Origin of the sequence: Paenibacillus sp. FSL W8-0194 (assembly GCF_037969745.1) — a bacterium.
GTDB classification, from domain to species: domain Bacteria; phylum Bacillota; class Bacilli; order Paenibacillales; family Paenibacillaceae; genus Paenibacillus_AQ; species Paenibacillus_AQ cookii.
Window position 1 is genome coordinate 3,495,921 of record NZ_CP150205.1, and the last position, 19,651, is coordinate 3,515,571.

At 55.6% G+C, this 19,651-nt stretch carries 14 protein-coding genes; 2 read left to right on the forward strand and 12 right to left on the reverse strand.

The genetic code is table 11. The annotated features are described in order from the left end of the window. Nucleotides 1–11: 11 nt before the first annotated feature. From MKY58_RS15700 to MKY58_RS15745, 10 genes are all read right to left on the reverse strand, one after another. Entirely contained in the window at nucleotides 12–1,058 is a 1,047-nt protein-coding gene (locus tag MKY58_RS15700) for a metalloregulator ArsR/SmtB family transcription factor (protein ID WP_339321106.1), read from the reverse strand. A 311-nt stretch (nucleotides 1,059–1,369) separates the two neighbouring features. Then, on the reverse strand, nucleotides 1,370–4,420 hold the full coding sequence (locus tag MKY58_RS15705) for a DUF4855 domain-containing protein (RefSeq protein WP_339325172.1): 3,051 nt from the start codon (nucleotides 4,418–4,420) through the stop codon (nucleotides 1,370–1,372). A 350-nt stretch (nucleotides 4,421–4,770) separates the two neighbouring features. Beyond that, nucleotides 4,771–6,375 (reverse strand): S-layer homology domain-containing protein, encoded by a 1,605-nt coding sequence (locus MKY58_RS15710; protein WP_339321107.1) that lies wholly within the window; start codon nucleotides 6,373–6,375, stop codon nucleotides 4,771–4,773. Between the two features lie 230 nt (nucleotides 6,376–6,605). Then, nucleotides 6,606–7,625 (reverse strand): hypothetical protein, encoded by a 1,020-nt coding sequence (locus tag MKY58_RS15715; RefSeq protein ID WP_339321108.1) that lies wholly within the window; start codon nucleotides 7,623–7,625, stop codon nucleotides 6,606–6,608. 2 nt (nucleotides 7,626–7,627) lie between these two features. Next, on the reverse strand, nucleotides 7,628–8,200 hold the full coding sequence (locus tag MKY58_RS15720; RefSeq protein WP_339321109.1) for an alkaline phosphatase family protein: 573 nt from the start codon (nucleotides 8,198–8,200) through the stop codon (nucleotides 7,628–7,630). 156 nt (nucleotides 8,201–8,356) lie between these two features. Further along, complete coding sequence (locus tag MKY58_RS15725) at nucleotides 8,357–8,917, reverse strand: GNAT family N-acetyltransferase (RefSeq protein ID WP_339321110.1); 561 nt, start codon at nucleotides 8,915–8,917, stop codon at nucleotides 8,357–8,359. A gap of 37 nt (nucleotides 8,918–8,954) precedes the next feature. Then, nucleotides 8,955–10,679 carry a proline--tRNA ligase gene (locus MKY58_RS15730; protein WP_339321111.1) on the reverse strand — a complete coding sequence of 575 codons (1,725 nt, stop codon included), beginning with the start codon at nucleotides 10,677–10,679 and terminating at the stop codon, nucleotides 8,955–8,957. Between the two features lie 399 nt (nucleotides 10,680–11,078). Next, nucleotides 11,079–11,747: a class II aldolase/adducin family protein gene (locus MKY58_RS15735; protein ID WP_339321112.1), complete on the reverse strand. Its 669-nt coding sequence runs from the start codon at nucleotides 11,745–11,747 to the stop codon at nucleotides 11,079–11,081. A gap of 54 nt (nucleotides 11,748–11,801) precedes the next feature. After that, entirely contained in the window at nucleotides 11,802–13,304 is a 1,503-nt protein-coding gene (locus MKY58_RS15740; RefSeq protein WP_339321113.1) for a rhamnulokinase family protein, read from the reverse strand. 82 nt (nucleotides 13,305–13,386) lie between these two features. Continuing rightward, nucleotides 13,387–15,180, reverse strand: coding sequence for an L-fucose isomerase (locus MKY58_RS15745; RefSeq protein WP_339321114.1), 1,794 nt, complete (start codon nucleotides 15,178–15,180; stop codon nucleotides 13,387–13,389). Nucleotides 15,181–15,475: 295 nt separating this feature from the next. Between MKY58_RS15745 and MKY58_RS15750 the strand changes: the two genes are divergently transcribed. Together MKY58_RS15750 and MKY58_RS15755 are read left to right on the forward strand one after the other, a co-directional pair. Further along, nucleotides 15,476–16,489 carry a LacI family DNA-binding transcriptional regulator gene (locus tag MKY58_RS15750; RefSeq protein WP_339321115.1) on the forward strand — a complete coding sequence of 338 codons (1,014 nt, stop codon included), beginning with the start codon at nucleotides 15,476–15,478 and terminating at the stop codon, nucleotides 16,487–16,489. A gap of 80 nt (nucleotides 16,490–16,569) precedes the next feature. After that, nucleotides 16,570–17,904, forward strand: a complete 1,335-nt coding sequence (locus tag MKY58_RS15755) for a TrkH family potassium uptake protein (RefSeq protein WP_339321116.1) — start codon at nucleotides 16,570–16,572, stop codon at nucleotides 17,902–17,904. Nucleotides 17,905–18,097: 193 nt separating this feature from the next. On the opposite strand, the gene MKY58_RS15760 is transcribed toward MKY58_RS15755, so the two are convergent. Together MKY58_RS15760 and MKY58_RS15765 are read right to left on the reverse strand one after the other, a co-directional pair. Then, a complete protein-coding gene (locus MKY58_RS15760; RefSeq protein WP_339321117.1) occupies nucleotides 18,098–18,775 on the reverse strand; it encodes a response regulator transcription factor in 678 nt (225 codons plus the stop codon). Further along, nucleotides 18,772–19,608 (reverse strand): histidine kinase, encoded by an 837-nt coding sequence (locus MKY58_RS15765; protein ID WP_036710392.1) that lies wholly within the window; start codon nucleotides 19,606–19,608, stop codon nucleotides 18,772–18,774. The genes MKY58_RS15760 and MKY58_RS15765 overlap by 4 nt, the downstream gene beginning before the upstream one ends. Nucleotides 19,609–19,651 lie beyond the last annotated feature (43 nt).

Consider the following 19,651-nt stretch of genomic DNA (forward strand, 5'->3'; position numbering starts at 1 on the left):
AATTGGAAATTTCACTCCTTCAATCCCAAAAAATCGAGCAGCTCGCCTGCATGATGGTTCAGCGAGTCCCGGTTCCAAGCATAGCTGCCTCCGTGAACGCGAACCAATCCCGCGCTGCGAAGTATCGCCAAATGATGATGGGCGTTGGTTTTGCCGATTCCCAGCAGGTCGGTAAGCTCCTTAAGGGACCGGTCCTGCTCCGAAATCAGCTTCAAGGCCCGCAGCCGCTTTTCGTCTCCCAGCGCCTTATATAACTGGACCAGCCGGCCCGGAGGCTCGTAAGGATCGGCCTGGTCCGCCATGCTCGATTCGCTGACGGGGTAATAATAAATTTGCGTACCTTCCATGTTTGCTTCGATCGTCCATGGCCGATAGATGACGTGCGGAATCAGCAGCACCCTCGTGACGCCCGCTTCCGGCTTGTATTCGACCCCGGCGGCCCGGAGCACGACTTCTTCCGGCGAACAGCTTGCGAGCCATGCTTTTTTCTCGGCCAAGTCCCGTTCCAATATCGCCTTGCTTTCCGCGGCGTCCCTGCCTCCGATTTCTTTCTCCCACAACCGGAGCAAGTTCGTGAGATGGCGCTTTAGTCCGCCCGCTCCGTACCTGCCGACCGCATGAATCATGTCCGGAAAAAACGCATGGTCCTTGCATGCCCCGATCAACGCTTTTGCAGCTTCCTCGCTTCCGCGGGCCGCTTGCCGCCGAACCTCGTTCCATTCGGGCTCCAAATAGGGAAGCACGATAAAGTTAAAATCTTCATCCTTCAGGGACCGTACTTCGCCGTCAAAGCGCTCGGCCGAATCGAACGCAACCGCATGCAGCAGCTGAAGCAGCATTTTCCAGGTTTGATGTTTTTGGCAAAAATCAAGCTCCCGCCGAAGTTCGGCCGATGCCTCTGCCCGCAGCTGCCGCCAAAACGCCGCAGGTTTCTCCATCGTCCCATGAAGCTTGGGGTATGTGATCGCCGCGATGCCCAGCGCATACTCAAAGAGCAGCGAAGCAGCCAGCTCCACCTCGTAGGTATTCCGTTTAAATGACGCATCAAAGATATGCATGCAGCAGCTCTCCTCTGATCTGGATTTCCACCTGACTTGAATTAACACCATTCTATATTTTTAGGATATTATATTCAATATATTTTTAACGGAAATACAAAAAAATTGTCCATTCACCAGTCGGCAACGCAAAAAACCATGGAGCGCCCGCGGTAATAACCGCATGCGTCCATGGTTTTAAGCGATGAGCGATTTTCGTCTTTTGACGTGCCGCGACGGATATTGTCGCGGGAGCGCCGGCGACCGGAGTCGAAATGATCGGAACTAGGCCGCCTCTGATCGAATCCTGCGCTCGCCCGGGAAATGTACGCTTAATCCTTTTTGTTATACTCGAACGTCATCTTCACGGGTTCCTGCATCCCTTCCATCAAAAGATAAGCATCGCACGTTCCCTTCAAATTGCCGGTAAGTTTGATCGCAAACTCAAAACTTCCCGATGCCGTGCTGGTGGTCTCTCCCTCATAGCGAACCTTCCCTTTGGAGTCGACCACTTTCAATTGGATTTTGGACCGGCTGCCGTTCATGACGAGGCCGTCGATCGTCAATTTCTTTGCGGCCGGATCCACCACGGCTCTGGCGCCGTCGATTGGAGGGGCCGCCTCGCTGCCTCCCGCAAGGTTGTATACGCCGAACTCGTAGAAGGAGTACCCGTAATCCGTATTCCTTTCAAGGCCTTGGAACTTGACGTATCTTGCTTTGACGGGATCGAAGCGGACGGTCTCCTTGCCGTCATGCGCCGTGATGACGCCGCCGTTCTCCTTGACTGCGCTGGTCCAGTTCTGTTTGTCGTCACTGACTAAGATCTTGTAGGTTTTGGCGCGGGCGAATTCCCAATCGATTCGCACGGTATCGAACGCTTTGGCTTCGCCAAGGTCGATCTGGAGCCAGCTGTCATTGACGTAATTGCTGGCCCAACGTGTAGATGGGAAGCCGTCCACCGCATTTTCCGGGGCAAGCTTCGCACTTGAGCCTTCGACGGAAGAAGCCGTTGCCGGTTTGCCGGCGGCCAAATTCCCGACAAGGTTGTACACCTCTTCCTTCAGCGCGGTGTACGCCGTATCGGAAACGGCGCGTTCCGCAGCCAATTGATCCAGCCGTGCGTTGAAGCCTCTGACGTATGTTTCGAACCGGGCCGTATCCGTCCCTTCATACCGCTTCATCAGATCCGCGTAATTGAGCAGCGACCGCGGACCTTCTTCGGTCGTAAACTGTTTCTGCTCCGCGAACCGGTTCACATGCGTTTTCATCGTATCGGCATCCGCCGCCGCGTTGATGATGTAAGTCGTCGTCTTGGATTTGGCCGCGGCTACGGTAACGTCCAGCCGATGTTTGCCCGGTTTGCCCGTCAAGTCGATCGGCGTTCCCGAAGCGTATGGCTTGCCGTCGAACAGAGCCGTTACATTCGCCAATCCGCTGCCGTCATCGTCCTTGACTTCCCAGGTCAATTGGATCGTTTCCGTATCCGGTACGACCGTCTCACCGTTTAACGTCTGCCCGTTGACGAATACGTTTGCCTCCGGCGGCGGGCTGTTGTTGATGACGTACGTTCCGTTCACGTATCGGTACAGCCAATCATACATCAAACGCAAGCTTGAATCCTTGCTCACCGCCAAGTTGTAAACGGCATTATTGCCTTGGTAATAAGCCCTAAAACCATTCTGCATCAAGCCGGTTTCGGCGCCGCTGTTCAAATAATCGATAAAACGTTCGCGGAAGACGCCGTCCGTCAGCATCCGGTCATCAAATTCGACCTCGTTCGACATTCCATACTGTTTGGCCATATTCGCTGCATCCTCCAAACGGTCGATGTCCATCCCGCCGAAGAAATAGTTGGGCTGAAGCGCCGCGGCATCAAATCCTACGTCTTTCCACATGAAGCTTTTGTATGCCAGGGAGTGCGGAATCCAGAAAAATTTCAGGTTCATGCCATGAACCTTGCCGCTCACCGCTTTCACCAATTCCGGCCCCGTAGCGCTTGTGCTGATTTGCTCTTCAAGCCAGTACATGCCGACAAGCTCCAGATGGGAATAATTCGCCGCCTGCCATCGTTGCCGGACTTGATCCAGCCACCACTGCACCGCTTTTTCTCTGTTCGCAAACGCTTTCGCTTCGCCGACGTCGGAGGCGTTGAAGCTTTCCGATACGCCGTCGCCGTCAATGTCGCCGAAACGGCTCAAGTATTCGCCGGGATTCGGAATCATCAGCACGACTTTCATTTTGTGGTCCGGCTGGTTCAGCTTGCCTCCGACTTCCTTGGTAGCTTCATTCAACTGCTGCATATCCCCCGCAGACGCAAACGTCTTATCCAAATACCATTTCCAGTCCTCGAGGGTCGTTTGCCCCAAGCCGAAATCGCGGCCGGCAGGCGAAGCGAGCCCCAGATACAAAACTCCGTCAAAAAGCCAGTCGACAGGTTCGCCGTCCGTATTCACGTAACTGATGTTCGGGATAATCCGTTCCTTGTTCCAATTGCCTAAACCGCCGTCATACTGTCCGTTATACAGCAAATTCAGGTTCCGGATCCCTGCCGTCGCTTCCCCCGGCTCCAAAAAACGAGGCTGCTCGGCAGGAACCTTTACCGCCCCGTCGACCTGGCCGTCCGTTCCCAAAATTTCGATTTCGTCAATGTATTCCCAATGCGTAGGATGCATCGTAAAGGTAACCTTTACGTAACGGGCATAGGCCAGCTTGCCGTCGGTATTCCCGCCTTTGATCCCGTCCCGGCTGCCGTCCCATTCATAGGTCTCCTGTCTGGGCGGGCCTTCTCCCCAAAGCAGCTGGGTCGCGTTATGGGAGAGCAGCCCCCAATTCTCCTTATCGTCGGATACGTACATCGATACGGTCAACGGCACGAGGATCGAGTTTGTCGGATAATCCTGTAAAAAGTGGGCTTTGATCTTGCCGATCGACTTTTCTTCGCCCAAATCGAACACAACCTCTCGCGTTTTCCCGCGCACATGTCCGACCCATGCCGGATCGTTCATATCCAGCTTGCCATATTTGCCGTCCGTCAGCTTGTTCCCGCTATCAGGACGGGAAACATCCGGCGCCTCGGACCATTCATATGTAAGACCCGCAGCGAGATTGCGGAGCTTCGTTTGATCCTCCGAGGCCGGAGCCGCCGGGTCGGTGGCCTGCGGATCGGCGACCGTTGCCGGATTCGCTCCCGGCTGCCCGGCATCCGCCGGCTGGTTCGGCATGGATGGCGGATTCACTGCGTCATTGCCTTCCGCTTGGCCTGCGTCTCCCGCCTGCGCGATGGTTGCGGACGGAACAGCCGGCTCTGCCTGCGCGGCGGAGAGCGGGGCCGTCAGCAATGCGGCGGCGATCAGCGCGGAACCCCAATTTTTTTTCGAATTCATCATGTTCAGCTCCTTTATTTTTGTTTGAGTACAGAAATGCTGCAATCTTACAAACCTCTTCTGTTTCGGGTGACGCTCAGCCCATCCCCTCCCTTCGCGCCATTCGTCGCCAAGCGTTTTGAAAGCACTTTCAATGACTTTACTGTAGGGAAATTCAGGAGCAATTCAAAGAGACAATCATTGACTTCTCGTATACACTTGTTTACTTTGCTGCTTGTTAAAGGATCAGGCCGCTTTTATAACCGCCGGCATGGGAACGTCTTTTTCGTTTGCCTGCAGGCAAAGACAAAAAAAGCCCCGACCCAAAACGGTCGAAGCCCAAAGCTTATATAGGTTTAAAATTGTTCTTTTTAATACGAGGCGTAACGGACGGCATTTCTCAAACTCGGCCAAATATCGTCGGTTTCGGCGCCCATGTACCAATACGCATAACCCGCTATGCCCCGCTTGGCGGCCATCATCGTTTTAAGGCCGAGGGAACGTCCGTTTTCCACCCAAATCCGGTGCTCGATTCCCTGTCCCGAATATCTGACCACATATTGGCCGATCTCTTCATCCCATAAGCGATTATAGGCCACGGAACGAATCCGGTAGCCCTGCTGGATCAGCGTCAAATCTTCGGACGTGACCCCGGTCGGTAACAGCGTCCAATCCCTTGTATAAAAAGGGAGCGCCAGAATGGTTTTTTTCGCCGGAACGACGGAAAGCATCCGGTTCAAAGCTTTTTGCACCCATGGAAACGAGGAAACGGAACCTGCCACGGGATCCGAGGACCAATGTTCGTCGTACCCCATCAGAACCACGTAATCCGCGTATCTGCCGAGCGCTTCATAATCGAAGGCTTCGGTCCAGTCGGTGCCGAGGTCCGGGGAAACGTCGATCGACAGCACGGCTCCGGCCGCCCGCAAACTCGTTCCGAGCTCGGAAACGAAAGCCGTAAGCGACAAACGGTCCTCCGGGCTTACGTTTTCAAAATCGACGTTAATGCCGGACAATCCGTACGTTTTTACATACCCCGTAAGCTTCTTGATAACGGCGGCCCGTTTGTTTTCATCCGACAGGATTTGATGCGTCAGTGCCGAATCCGAATGGTTTCCGAGCATGGCCCACACCTTTTTGCCGTTCTGCTTGGCCCAGCTGGACAGGCTGCCGTCCGCATGGTTGGAAACCGGGACCGATCCGTATTCGAGAAAAAACCACCGGGGCACCAGCGTGTTTACGGTGCTGTTGTTGACCTGCTCTTTAAATTGGGAGGTCGTTAATCCGTTTTGCCAGCCAAGCTGGAGTCCCATGTTCGGCGTCGCATGGATGGCCCGGGACCAAACCTTGTCCTTGAGCACCCTGTCCAGCACAGCAGACGTTTCTTCGCGGGTCATGGCGTCGGAAGGACGGAATTTGCCGCTTGCTCCGCCCATCAGTCCGAGCGTTTTTGCGGCTTGCACATATGGGGCGGCCCAAGGAGCGATCCGATCCGCGTCCGCGTAATTCAGGCTGCTGCCGGAGTCGCTTCCGGGATCGACCTTGAGGGCCCGGACGATAAGCACGGCGGCTTCCTGCCGCGTAATGCGTGCCGACGGCTCGAACTTGCCGGCGCTTTTCCCCTCTACGATCCCAAGCTGGACCGCCGCTTCAACCCAGCCGTAATACCAGCTTTTCGCGGCAACGTCGGCAAACGTTGGCAAGTCGTTATCCACGGGCGCAAGCTTGAGCAAACGGCCCGTCATGGCGGCAAATTCGGCGCGCGTAACGTTTTTTTTCGGTTCGAATTTCCGGTTGCCCGTGCCGTTGACGACCCCCTCCTTGACCAGCTCCAGAATGTCGTTTTTGGCAAAACTTCCGGCAATATCGTCAAACGGCAATGAAGCAGCAGCGGCTGCTGCCGCAGCGTTGGCGCAGGAACCCAACACGATGGCGGCTGCCGTACAGGCGGCTAAAATAGGTTTACGTTTTTTCAACAGGACTGCCTCGCTTTTTTATGTTTTCATAGAATAGTTTTATAGCATCATTTCATAGCATAGTTTCCTAGCAAATGCATCTCTTCTATCCTATCAAAAAATAGCTCCGGCGTAAGATTCTAAATATTGGCAAACAAAAAAAGGCCCTAACGCCTTGTCCGGCGTTAAAGCCTTTCTACATGCATCTTCATTCATCAACGGGGAGTTCGAACACACACCCGGGGGCGAGATCACCGCCGTTCATTGGCCAACTGCATAATCCAGTCCTTGAAGTCCACGATGCGCCGCGTTTGGGGCCGGGTATCGGTTCCGGCGACGATCACCGGGACGAGCGAATCCTTTTCGTGCAGGGAGCCATGCGAACCGCCGCCAACATGCGTAAGCGAGCTTTCGCCAACGAGTTCGTATCCGGGTTCCGCGTTTGCGATAACATACCTGCCTTCATGGGAAAACATCGCCCCTTGCAGCCTTGCCAACGCATCGGGATATTTCCCGTAAACGATCCGGTTGCCGGTGATCTTCATATCGGCGATGCGCGGATCGCCGGATAACGTCCATGTCTGCCCGTATTCGTCCTTGTAGGATCCGCCCGGCCGGAATCGCAGCGTCCCCCCGCTTTTTCCGGAGATGATCCGTATGGCGGCCCCCTCTTTAAAAGCGATCATATCGAGCTTTGGTTCCCTGCTCAAGCGCGCTGCGACCTCCGATACCTCCATTCGGGGATCAAGCGCGTATATATAAGCCATGCGTTCGTTCGTGGAAATCAAAATTTGGTCCCCGGAAGACACCGGCCGGTTCAATCTCGCGATGCGGAAATCCTTTAATAATGGGACCAATTCGATCGTTGCCCGCTGACGGTCACCGTAAACCCGGCTTTGCCCGCTGTCCCCCATCACGATCCAGATCGCTTCCTTGACAGCCCGCTCCCATGAGCCGAAAGAGCTTAGCACTTCCTGAAGCGCTTCATCGGCCCGTATGATTCCTTGCCGTTCGTCAGGGCCTTTTCGGTGCACCCTATTGTCGTTTTCCGGAAAATACGCCACCGTAACCGCCGGGAGACGGTGCTGCCGGACGAGAAAAGCCATATCCTGCGCGGTAAATCGGTCGTTCATCCCGAATTTCTTCCAAAGATAGGTGTTGCGTGCGTTATCCGGGTCCAGCCGGGCCAATGCCGCATAGGAAAAAAGCTTGGGTCCCGTGATCCGGAGCTGATCCGGCACGTCTTTGGCCAGTTTTAAAAATGGGGGCACCTTCAGGACATGCTCCGTTCGACCCCGATAAATGACCCCGTTAATGGAGGCGGTATCTTGCCTTGGTCGGCCAGTTCTTCATGGATGGTTTTCGTTTCCTTGCTCAGATGCTCCTGGTTTAAATGGTACACCGCATCCATGAACACTTGAACCTGATCTATTTTCATCGCTTCCTTGATGCCGTTGCCGTAAAAAACCATTCGTTGCTCTTTGCCGTCGTACCATACAAGCCCGGGCACATGATGCCCATCCGCATAAGTTCCCGTCAGCAAGGTGCTGTCGATCGTCACCGACATGGTGGGAAACGAACTGACCACCTGCGGAATCAGCTCTCCTTTTTGAAGCAGGAACTCCATCGCAGGTGCGGATTTTTGCCGAATCGCTTCCCGCAGCGGCTTTTCCATCAATGAATCGACGATGACCAAAATGACGGGTTTCGTTTTCCCTGCCGAAGCCGTATGAAGCTTAGATGGATTGGATTCCGCCGTTTTCGGGTGGATGTGCGACCCGCAGCCCGCGACGAGGAAACTGAAACAGATGGCCAACATGATCCGCATGCAAAGTTTATTCTTCATCGGGCGACCTCTCTTTAATAGTCCTTTTTCCCGATTAGGGTTCCTTGTTTTGCGCAATCTATCCGGCATTCGGCGGAAAACGGCGACGCAACCGGCAACGGCGAAACACGACAAAATAACCCGTCTCCAAGGAGCCCGGGTTATTTAACGCTTGGTTTACAGCGATTTGACCATGTGATAATAGATATGGCCGTTGATCGTAATTTCTTTGTCCACTTCATAACCAAGACGAAGGTACAAGGAGTAGGCGCGCGTATTGTCCGTCACCACGGCCATGGCGATTTTGTCGTACCCTCGCTCCCTCGCTTTTTCTTCCGCGGCCTGGATGAGCTTGGTGCCGATCCCTTGACCGCCGAATTGCGGGGATACGGACAACGTATCGATGTAATATTCGTCTTCATCCGACTCTTTGTCGAGTTTGAGCGTCGGATCGTTTTTCAGCTTGCGCAGCCGGTCCAGAATCGGACGGTCCAATGCCTTGATTTCATCCCCGCCGTAAGCGACGACGACGCCGGCGACCTTCCCTTCCGCTTCTTTTACGATCGCCTGTTTATGGGAGAGCCTCCCCTCGTCCGAAGCGAAATATTGCTCCAGCACCGCAACCGCGTCTTCTTCTTTTTCTTCCCCCGTCAGTTGATGCGCCACATCATGCAGGGCGTCGTACAGCAATCTTGCCGCCTCTTTCGCGTCTTCGCGTACCGCAAGTCGAATCGTCATGTTTGTATTTCCTCCATTAAAACCTTTGTCTCCTCCATTATAGCCGCCCTTCGGCGGAGGAACAAATCGCGGCGATCCGCCGGACCGCTTCATCGATACCGATCTCTTCCTTTGAATCCCCTTCCAACCGGTTCTGCCACTCCACCTTGCCCTCTGCAGCCGATTTTCCGGCGATGATCCGCAGCGGGGCCCCGATCAGGTCCGCATCATTGAATTTGACGCCCGGACGCTCGTTGCGGTCATCCAACAACACGGCGATTCCTTTGCTGCGGAGCTTATCGTAAAGTTTGGTCGCCGCCCCATACTGCTGTTTGTCTTTGGCCGATACCGGAATGACGTGAACCTGGAACGGAGCGATCGGCAAAGGCCAGACGATGCCGCTCTCGCCGCCATGCTGTTCCGCTACCGCCGACATCAGGCGGGAAACGCCGATGCCGTAACACCCCATGATCATCCATTCTTCCTTCCCGTCTTTATTCGTATAGGTCGCACCCAGGGACCGGCTGTATTTAGTCCCCAGCTTAAACACGTGTCCGACTTCGATGCCGCGGCTGAACATCAGCCCTTGTCCGCAGCGGCAGCAGCGATCGCCGGCTGACGCGTTCCGGAAATCGCCGATCCGGTCGGCCTTGTAATCCCGCCCCAAAACGAGATGACGGACATGGTAATCTTTCCGGTTTGCGCCGGCTATCCCTTCGTGAACGGCTGCGGCGGCGCGATCCATCATGACCGGGATACCGAGGCCAACCGGTCCTGCAAAGCCATGAGGCGCACCCGTCAGCCGCTCCACGGTCTCCGCATCGGCCAACTCTGCGCGGGAAGCGCCAAGCTCATTTTTCAGCTTGAATTCGTTGACCTCATGATCTCCCCTGACCACCACCGCCACCGGCCTGCCGTCAACCAAATAAAGCATCGTCTTCAAAACCGCTTGCGGCCTTGCTCCCAAAAAAGCGCATACCTCTTCGATCGTTCTCGTCTCCGGCGTATAAACCTCTTCGGGTTCGGGAACGGAATCCTGAAGGCGGGCTTCGGTTTTTGCTTCGAGGAAAACCGCCTTTTCGAGATTGGCGGCATAGTCGCAGGATGAGCAGGTCACGATCGTGTCTTCCCCGATATCCGCAAGGGCCATAAACTCAAGCGTTTCGCCTTCGCCGCCGATCGAACCCGCTTCCGCTTCGACCGCCCGAAAACGCAAACCGCATCTATCGAAAATGCGATGATAGGCGCGAACCATCGCTTGATAATTTTCATCAAGCCCTTCCCAATCCGCATCAAACGAATAGGCGTCCTTCATCAGAAATTCGCGTCCCCGGAGGAGGCCGTAACGCGGACGGCGTTCATCCCTGAACTTCGTTTGGATCTGGTACAGCCGGAGCGGCAGTTGCCGGTAACTGCCGGCTTCGGCGGCGACCAACGAAGCGATGACTTCCTCGTGCGTCGGACCCAACACGAAGCCGCGCTCGTGCCGGTCCTGCAGCCGGATCAACTCCGGTCCGTATTCCGAATACCTCCCCGATTGCTCCCATAACTCCGACGGCTGCATCGCCGGCATCAACAGTTCGTCGAAACCGGCTTCGTTCATTTCCTGACGGATGATCCTTTCCATATTCCGAATGACGCGATGCCCAAGCGGCAAAAAGCTGTATATGCCAGCAGCCGTTTGCCGGATGTAACCTCCCCGAAGCAGCAGTCGATGGCTCGCGGCCTCCGCTTCGGCCGGGGCTTCCCGGAGCGTCCGCAGCAGCATGAGCTGTTGTCTCATTTTTTCATCTCCTTCACAAGTGTGGATGCCAATCATGGAATGCAAAAAAACACATCCGTCCGGACAAGGGACGAATGTGCTCGTGGTACCACCCTATATTCAATAGCCCGTCTGCATTCATGCGATGGACGCATGCGGACTATCCTTTATGGTCGATATAACGGGTTAACCCGGCCAGGAATGAACCGAACCTGCAGATTCCGTTCTTCCGGCAGCTCGCAAGATGGGGGGGTTCACGACGCATGCGAAACCTTTCAGCCTGGGGTTTCTTCTCTGGGGCGATGCGGGATTCCATGAACCGCTGGTCTTGGTCACGGCTTTTGGCAATGTGAACAAACGCGCGTTTGTTTTTCCATACATTACAAGATCGCCCGGATGATGTCAAGCCCGTTTTAAACGTTATTTCAGCTTCTGCAGCAGCTGCACGCGGTAAGCCTCGCTCTCGAGCGACTGAATTTCCTTGTATTCCTCGTCCGTGAGCACCTTCGGCGTGCCGGCGGCTTTGGCGGCAAGATAGATTTTTGCGCTTTCCTCTACCACTTCAGTTCGGTAGTACGCCTCGCGCAGGTTTTTCCCTGTCGTGACCAAACCGTGGTTTTCCAGCAAAATCGAGTTGTATCGTCCGACTTTCGCGGCAACCGCATCCGCCAGCAAATCCGTCGTCGGCAGCACGTACGGCACGAACGCGACTTCGCCGACGAGCGCGGCCTGGTCCGGGAACAGCATCGGCAGTTCCTTAGCTACCAGCGTCAGCGCGATGCAGTAGGCGGGATGCGTATGCACGATGGCCTGAACATCCGGATTTTCGCGGTAAGCATACAGGTGCATCAGCACTTCCGACGATGGCCGGAATTCTGTGTCGAGCACCTTGCCGGACCCGATCTCTACGCGGATCCATTGATGCGGTTCGATATCTTCCAATGCAAAACCGCTGGGGGACAGCAGCATCAGATCGCCGGCCTTGGCGCTGATGTTGCCTCCGGGCCCTACGACCAAACCTTTGGCGACGATTTTGCGGGCGTAAAGCGACAGCTCTTCGCGTACTTGTTGTTCCAGTGATAACGTCATCTCTCCATGCACTCTCCTATCCGATAATTCAACCAATCCGCGGGGCGGAACGGTTCATGAGTCTTCCGTTTTTTGAAGCACAAGCCGTTGTTCGTACCCGCGGTAACGCTCTTCCCATTCCGCGGCGTCTTCAGGCATATAAATTTCCGGCGGGAAGGACCGGCGCACCACCTCGCGGATGTCCGCCAAGCCGCCGACTTCTCCGTGAGCTTTGGCCTGCATCATGAGATTTCCGATGGATGTTGCTTCCACCGGTCCCGCGACAACGGTTCTGCCGGTAACGTTTGCGGTCAGCCGGCAGAGCAGCCTGTTCTGGATGCCGCCCCCGACCATGTGGATTTGCTCGATGCGTTTTCCGGTCAATTCTTCGATTTCGTCCAGCGTCTGCCGGTATTTAAAGGCAAGGCTCTCGAGGATGCATCTCACGATTTCGGGTCGTGACTCCGGCACGGCCTGCCCCGTGGAGCGGCAGTATTCCCGGATCCGCTGCGGCATGTTCCCCGGCGGCAGGAAAACGGCGTCCCCCGCATCGACGTAGCTCCCGTTCCGCGGGGCGTGCTGCGCCATTTCCGTCAGCTCGGCAAAACTGAGCTCCGTCCCTTCCATCGCCCACGTCCGGCGGCATTCCTGCAGCAGCCATAACCCCATGATGTTTTTGAGCATGCGGATGTTGCCTTCCGTACCGCCTTCATTGCTGAACAGCAGCTGTCTGCTGCGTTCGGTCAATATCGGCTCCGTCAGTTCGATCCCCATAAGCGACCAAGTTCCGCTGCTAATAAAAACATACGGGGCATCCCCGGCCGGAACGGAAGTCACCGCCGCAGCCGTGTCATGGCCCGCGGCCGCAATGACCGGCATCGCCTCCAGCGAAAGCTCGGCGCAAATGTCCGGCCGGACCGATCCGACGGGCGTTCCCGGCATGATGATCGGATTCAGCAGCGACGACGGGATCGAAAGGCCATCCAGTATATCCGTGCTCCAGTCCCGTCGGACGGCGTCAAGCATGCCGCTTGTGCTGGCGATGGTATATTCGCTTGCCATCGTGCCGGACAGGTAGTAATGGAACAAGTCGGGCATAAACAGCATCCGCAAGCCGCGGTCGTTTTGCGCAAGCCGCAGCTCTTCGTCGGCAAACAGCTGATAAACGGTATTGATGCTGGAGGATTGGATCCCGGTTCGGGCGTACAGCTCTTTCTCGGGGATTCGCTTCAAGGCTTCCCGCATCGGCTGCTCGGTACGAAGGTCGCGGTAATGATACGGGTTGCTTACCAAACGTCCTTTGGGATCGACCAAACCGTAATCGACGCCCCACGTATCCACGGCGATGGAAGCGGGCGTGCGTCCAAGCTGCTGTTTTGCTTTGGTCATCCCCCGCTTCAGCTCATGGAACAATCGCAGGAAATCCCAATGAAGCCTGTCGCCGAGCTGCACGGGCTCGTTGTCGAAACGGTGGACCTCCTGAATGGAGATCCTTTCGCCGTCGAAATACCCGATGACCGCCCTGCCGCTGCTAGCGCCAAAATCGACCGCCATCATCTTCAATGATTCCGTGCTCATTCAATCACCTCATCGATTCTCCGCGAAAAACCCGCCAAATCCGTTATATGCTGAATGTTGGCGGGCATCGTTTCAAGCGGAATTACTTATAAAGCGGTCCGAAATTTTGGCATGCACGGTAGTCCGCGCCCTCAGGATCGTTGGTTCCGAACAGTCCCCACGCTCTCGGACGGAAGATATGCTCTTCGCTGACGTTGTGCATGCTGACGGGGATGCGGAGGATCGACGCAAGCGTAATCAGGTCCGCGCCGATATGCCCGTAGCTGATCGCTCCATGGTTTGCGCCCCAGTTGTCCATGACGGTGTACACGTCCGTGAAGGCGCCTTTGCCCGTCAGGTTCGGAGCAAACCACGTCGTCGGCCAGGTCGGATCCGTACGCGAGTCCAGCTTGTCATGCACTTCTTCCGGCAGGTCGACCGTATATCCTTCCGCGATCTGCAGCACCGGTCCCAGTCCTTTGACCAGGTTCAGGCGGGACATCGTGACCGGCATGCCGCCGCGCGTCAGGAAATCGGAGGAGAAGCCGCCGCCGCGGAAATATTCCACCGCCGCCGGACGCCAGGAGGTTGCTTTCAGGCAGTTGTTGACATCCTCTTCGGTGATTTCCCAGAAAGGCTTCATGACCGGTTTGCCGTCCCGCATCTGTTCGCCCGTGCCGTCCAGCGCTGCCGGACCGGAGTTGATCAGGTGCAGCAGCCCGTTTTGTCCCAGCCCGGTCAGTTCGTGGCCGGTCACGCGTTTGACCGCATCCGGGCTCCAATATGTACGGACGTCGGCGAAAATTTGGGCCGTATTCGTGAGCAAATAGCCGAACAGCATCGATACGCCGTTCAAGCTGTCGTTTTCCGTGGCGACCAGGTAAGGGGCGCGGATGCCGTTCCAGTCGAAGGAAGAGTTCAAAATCGCTTCATGGAAGTCCCCGTTCGGGAAATGGTCCGTCCATTGCCGCTGCCCCTGGAAACCGGACACGATCGCGTTATGGCCCATGGCTTCTTCGGCGAAGCCCAGTTCTTCCAGGCGTTTGTTGCCAACCATCAAGTCGCGCACGATTTGCGTCATTTTGACGACCATTTCCCAATCCTTGTCCTTTTTCTCGCGGGAGGTTTGGATATGCTCCGGATTGTTGTCCGGTCCTTCCTTGCAGTTTTCCTTCACCCAAGCCAGCGCCATCTTGTACTCTTCCGGATCGTAAATTTCCTCTTCGATCCGGCGGGTGATTTCGGACATGTCGACGTATTCGTTGCGCATGCCCAGATATTCCTGGAAGAAGTCCGGATCGATCATCGAACCCGCAATCCCCATCGATACGGAACCGATCGCAAGATACGATTTCCCTTTCATGAGCGCCGCGGCCATCCCCGCTCTGGCGAAACGGAGCAGCTTCTCCTGAACGTCTGCCGGAATGGAAGGATCGTTCAAATCCTGCACGTCCCTGCCGTAAATCCCGAAAGCCGGAAGCCCTTTCTGCGCGTGGGCCGACAATACGGCGGCCAAATAAACCGCACCCGGTCTTTCCGTGCCGTTGAAGCCCCAAACCGCCTTCGGGATGGCCGGATCCATGTCCATCGTTTCGGTGCCGTAACACCAGCACGGCGTCACGGTGATCGAAACGCCCACGCCGGCCTTGGCGAATTTATCTGCGCAAGCGGCCGCTTCTGCGACCCCGCCGATGCAGGTGTCGGCGATGACGCATTCCACCGGCGAACCGTCGGGATAACGGAGATTTTCGCTCAACAAAGCGGATACCGACTTGGCCAGATTCATCGTCATATCTTCGAGGGATTCGCGCACGCCCTTTCTTCTGCCGTCGATGGTGGGGCGGATGCCGATCTTGGGAAATTCCTGCTTCCATCTTGCGTCCTTCGTCATAACCATTACTTCCTCCTCATGAAAAATATGATGGGAAATGCCTTTGCACAACATAGGGTTATCGATAACCCTAAACTTAAAAATAAGGCAGCTTTCGCTTTGCTTTTTACCATGACCACTAAAAATAAAAACTAGATGGATCTTAACAAATGATAGCTGCATATAAGTTATAGCCTATTTTGTCATTCCGCGTGTATAATAAGGTTATCGATAACTTTAAAATAGCAATGAAAACGGTTGCTGTCAATCCATATTTTCGATTTCCGGAACGCTTAAAAACAAACACAAGAAGGGGTCATTCATGGTTACGATTTATGATATCGCGCAAAAAGCCAACGTCTCCGCGATGACGGTGTCGAAGGTGATCAACAATACGGGGAGGATCAGCGAGCAGACGCGCAAAAGGGTCAAAAAGGTAATGGAAGAACTCAACTACGTGCCGAACTCCAATGCGAGGAGCCTTGTTCTCCAGCAGACGCAGATCCTGTCGCTCCTGATCACGGACATCACGAATCCGTTTTATACTAGCCTCGCGCGCGGGGCGGAAGACAGCGCCAAAAAGCTCGGATACCGGCTTCTTTTCGGCAACAGCGACGAAGACTACGACAAAGAGCAGGATTACGTGGACATGATTTTGTCCACCCGCGTGGACGGCGTCCTGTTCGCCCCCGCCGGAGACCATTCGCTCAAGCATCTGGAGAAGCTGCGCGCCCATAATATTCCGTTCGTCATCCTGGACCGGGCCGTGCCCGGCATCGAATCCGATATTGTCCTCGGGGACAGCAAGCAGGGCGCGCGCAACCTCGTGGAATACCTCATCGGCCTCGGACATCGCCGGATCGCGCTCGTCAACGGGTCGCTGGACGTTTCCACCGCGCGGCTCCGGTACGAAGGATACGCCGAAGCGCTTCAGCTTCACGGCATTCCGCTCGACGACGAACTGGTCGTCCACAAAAGCTATCGCGAATACAAAGACGAAGATCAGCTGGAGCGTTTGCTGCAGCATCCCGCCCCGCCGACCGCGATATTCGCGGCGAACAATTTTCTGGCCGTGGGCGTCATCAACGCCTTGCGGAAGCGGGGAATCCGCGTACCGGAGGATATGTCCGTCGTCTGCTTCGACGACCTCGACCTGTCTTCGGCGCTTGACCCGTTCCTGACCGTCGCCGCCCAGCCCGCGTACCAGTTCGGGGCGATGGGCATCCAGCTGCTCGTCGAACGCATTCAAGGCAGCGCGGTACCAGAACCGAGGAAGCTCATATTGCCTTCGGAGCTCATGATACGTTCTTCGGCCAAGACTTTCGGGACGGAATAGGGTACAATAGGAAGAACGCAATGCTTTAAAGTAGGTGACGTACCATTCCATCCATTCGAACCAAAAAGATAACGAAAAACATGCTGACGCCGCCGAAAATCCTCGTCTTCGGCTTCCTGCTGATCATCACGCTCGGAACCTTCCTGCTGTCTTTGCCCATATCGTCGGCAACCGGCGTGCGGATCCCGTTCCTGAACGCGTTGTTTACGGCGACTTCGGCCACGTGCGTGACGGGTCTCACCGTCCTGGACTCCGGAACCGCCCTATCGGTCTTCGGCCAAATCGTCATGATCGTTTTGGTGCAAATCGGCGGCATCGGGTTCATGACGATGGCGACGATCATTGCTCTTGCGCTCAACAAGCGCATTTCCCTGCGCGAAAGGCTCATTTTGCAGGAGGCTTTGAACCACGGCACCATCAACGGCGTCGTCCGCCTGGTCAAAAAGGTGACGTTGTATTCGGTGCTTGTCGAACTGGCTGGGGCGCTGCTGCTGGGGCTTCATTTTTTCTTTTCGCTCCGTTTGCCTATGGGACAAGCCGCTTACTTCGGCATTTTCCACAGCGTCTCGATGTTCAACAATGCCGGGTTCGACCTGATGGGAACGGTCAACGGGCCGTTTAGCGGCATGGTGCCGTTCGTGACAGATCCCTTTATCAACATCGTGATGATGGCGTTGATTTTCCTTGGAGGCATCGGCTTCATCGTTCTTTCGGATCTGATCGAATATCCGACGGCGCGCAAGCTCTCGCTGCACAGCAAAGTGGTCCTTACCGCGACGCTTTGCCTGGTCGTCATCGGCACGCTGGTCATTTTCGTGATGGAATTCAGCAATCCGAACACCCTGAAACCGCTGCATGCCGGAGGCAAATTTCTGGCATCGCTGTTTCAATCGGTGACGACCCGTTCCGGCGGCGTTGCCACGCTCGATATCGGTTCGCTGCGCCAGTCCACCCAATTCATGATCATCCTGCTCATGTTTGCGGGTGCGGCGCCGGGCTCTACGGGCGGGGGCATCAAGATCACGACCTTCGTGCTTTTGCTCGGAGCGGTGCATGCCATGATGCGCGGCCGCCCGGACGTGATCTTGTTCCGCAAAAGAATCGCCAAGGACGTCGTCTATAAAGCGATCACGCTGACGCTGCTGTCGCTGCTGATCATCATTTTGTTCTCCATGCTCCTGTCCGTGACGGAACATCAGGATTTCCTGACGATCCTGTTCGAATCCACCTCCGCCTTCGGGACGACCGGATTGTCCATGGGTTTGACGACCCACCTGTCACCGCTTGGCAAGGTATGGGTCATCTGCCTGATGTTTTTCGGGCGTCTCGGACCGCTGACGCTGATTTACGCGCTATCCCGCGAGCGCAAAAAGGATTTGTACAACTACCCGGAGGGCCAGATCATCATCGGATAACCGGCTGTGCCCCGTCCGAACCGCAAAAAAGTCCGGCAAACCGTCATTCGGTCGCCGGACTTTTTGCATTCCCGCTAAAGCTTCGGATCTATCGATTGGTCGCCTGCTGCCCGCGTCCTTCGCCTTCCTGGTTCATGCCCGCTTTCGGTTTCTGAGCTTCATGCTGCCGCAGCCCCAAGTTCATCGAAAACAGTCATTCCTTCCACAGTTTTGTGAACAAACCCGGCTTTCTTCCGACAAGCCCTTTTTCGATCGCGTAACGCGTCAGTTGGACCCGGTTTTCCAGATGAAGCTTCTGCAAAATGTTTTTCAAATGGTTTTTTACCGTCTGGTCCGAAATATGCAGCTCCGCCGCGATCTCTTTGTTGGTCAAACCCGACGCCACCCAGTTCAAAATTTCGCGCTCCCTGTTGGTCAGCGTCTCATGATGCTCCGGGCTTTTCGCCGCCAACGGGAATTCGCGCAAAATTTGCGTGGCTAATTCCCGGCTAAGCGGCGCCTCGTCGCTCATGATCGCGTGCAAATATTCGATCCAGGTCGAAGGGGACAAGTTTTTAAGCAAATACCCCTGCGCCCCTTGCTTCAACGCTTCGAACAAATGCGACGCATCGTCCGAAACGGTAATGATCACGATTTTGACGTACGGAAACCGCAGCTTGATCTGCCTCGTCGCTTCAAGCCCTCCGATTCCCTGCATCTGGATGTCCATCAGAATGAGATCCGGCATCAGGGATTCGGTCATCGCAACGGCCTCCTCCCCGCTTGTGGCCAGTCCCACCACTTCGAACGAAGCATCCCCGGACAAAATCTCGTTTACCGCCTCGCGGGCATGCGCGGAGTCGTCGGCGATCAAAACGCGATACGTATTCATGATGTTTCAGCCCCCTTCCTGATCTCGACCCGGCTCCCCTTGGAAAGCGGGATAAAATCGACCTGCCATCTCAGCTCCTGCGCCCGTTCCTTCATGATCCGCAGCCCGTACCGGTCTTTCATTTGAAAAGGGTCCAGGATCGTCCCCCTGCCGTTATCGTCGATCCGCACCACCCAAGCCTCCGCATCCCCGCTGCCGGTCACCGTCACCAGATCCGCGTGGGCATGTTTGCGGACATTGAGCAGCGCTTCGCGGATGCAGGCGAGCAGCTCCACTTTTTCCTTGGCGGTAAAAACCGGATCGGGGATGTCCCATTGGATCGAAGGATGGATGAACGTTTCCTTGGCCGTATGCTCGATCCGCGATTTCATGGAATCCTCGATCTCCTGTTCGTCGGCATTCGCCTGAAAACGCAAGTTCGCGATCGCTTGTCTCACGTAACGGTTCACCTCGTGCACCAGCTTGCGCATTTCCTTGAACTCCGTTTGCGCCGCAAGCCCATGCTGCCGCGCTTCCGCCCGGTCCATTTTGACGGACAACAGAAACAGCGACTGTGCGATGCCGTCATGCAGTTCCCGTGCCAAAAGATCCCTCGCGGCCAACGCCGCATTTTCCGCACGTTCCTTGTTCAGCTCCTCCTGAACCTGCTCCAGCCGGTGAAACAGCTGGCTGAGCAGCGTCATGCTGATCAGAAAGACGATGACCGGAGTCAAAAAATTCCCCGCCTCCATCGACAAATACGGCATCAACAGCGTATGGCGCACATATTCCCACAGCCCGACCGTCAGCGTCGGAACGATCAAAATCATCCATTTGATTTGCGTATAAGACATAAGGCCCTCCCGAAAAGGCTTTTTCAACATATTGTAGCATGAA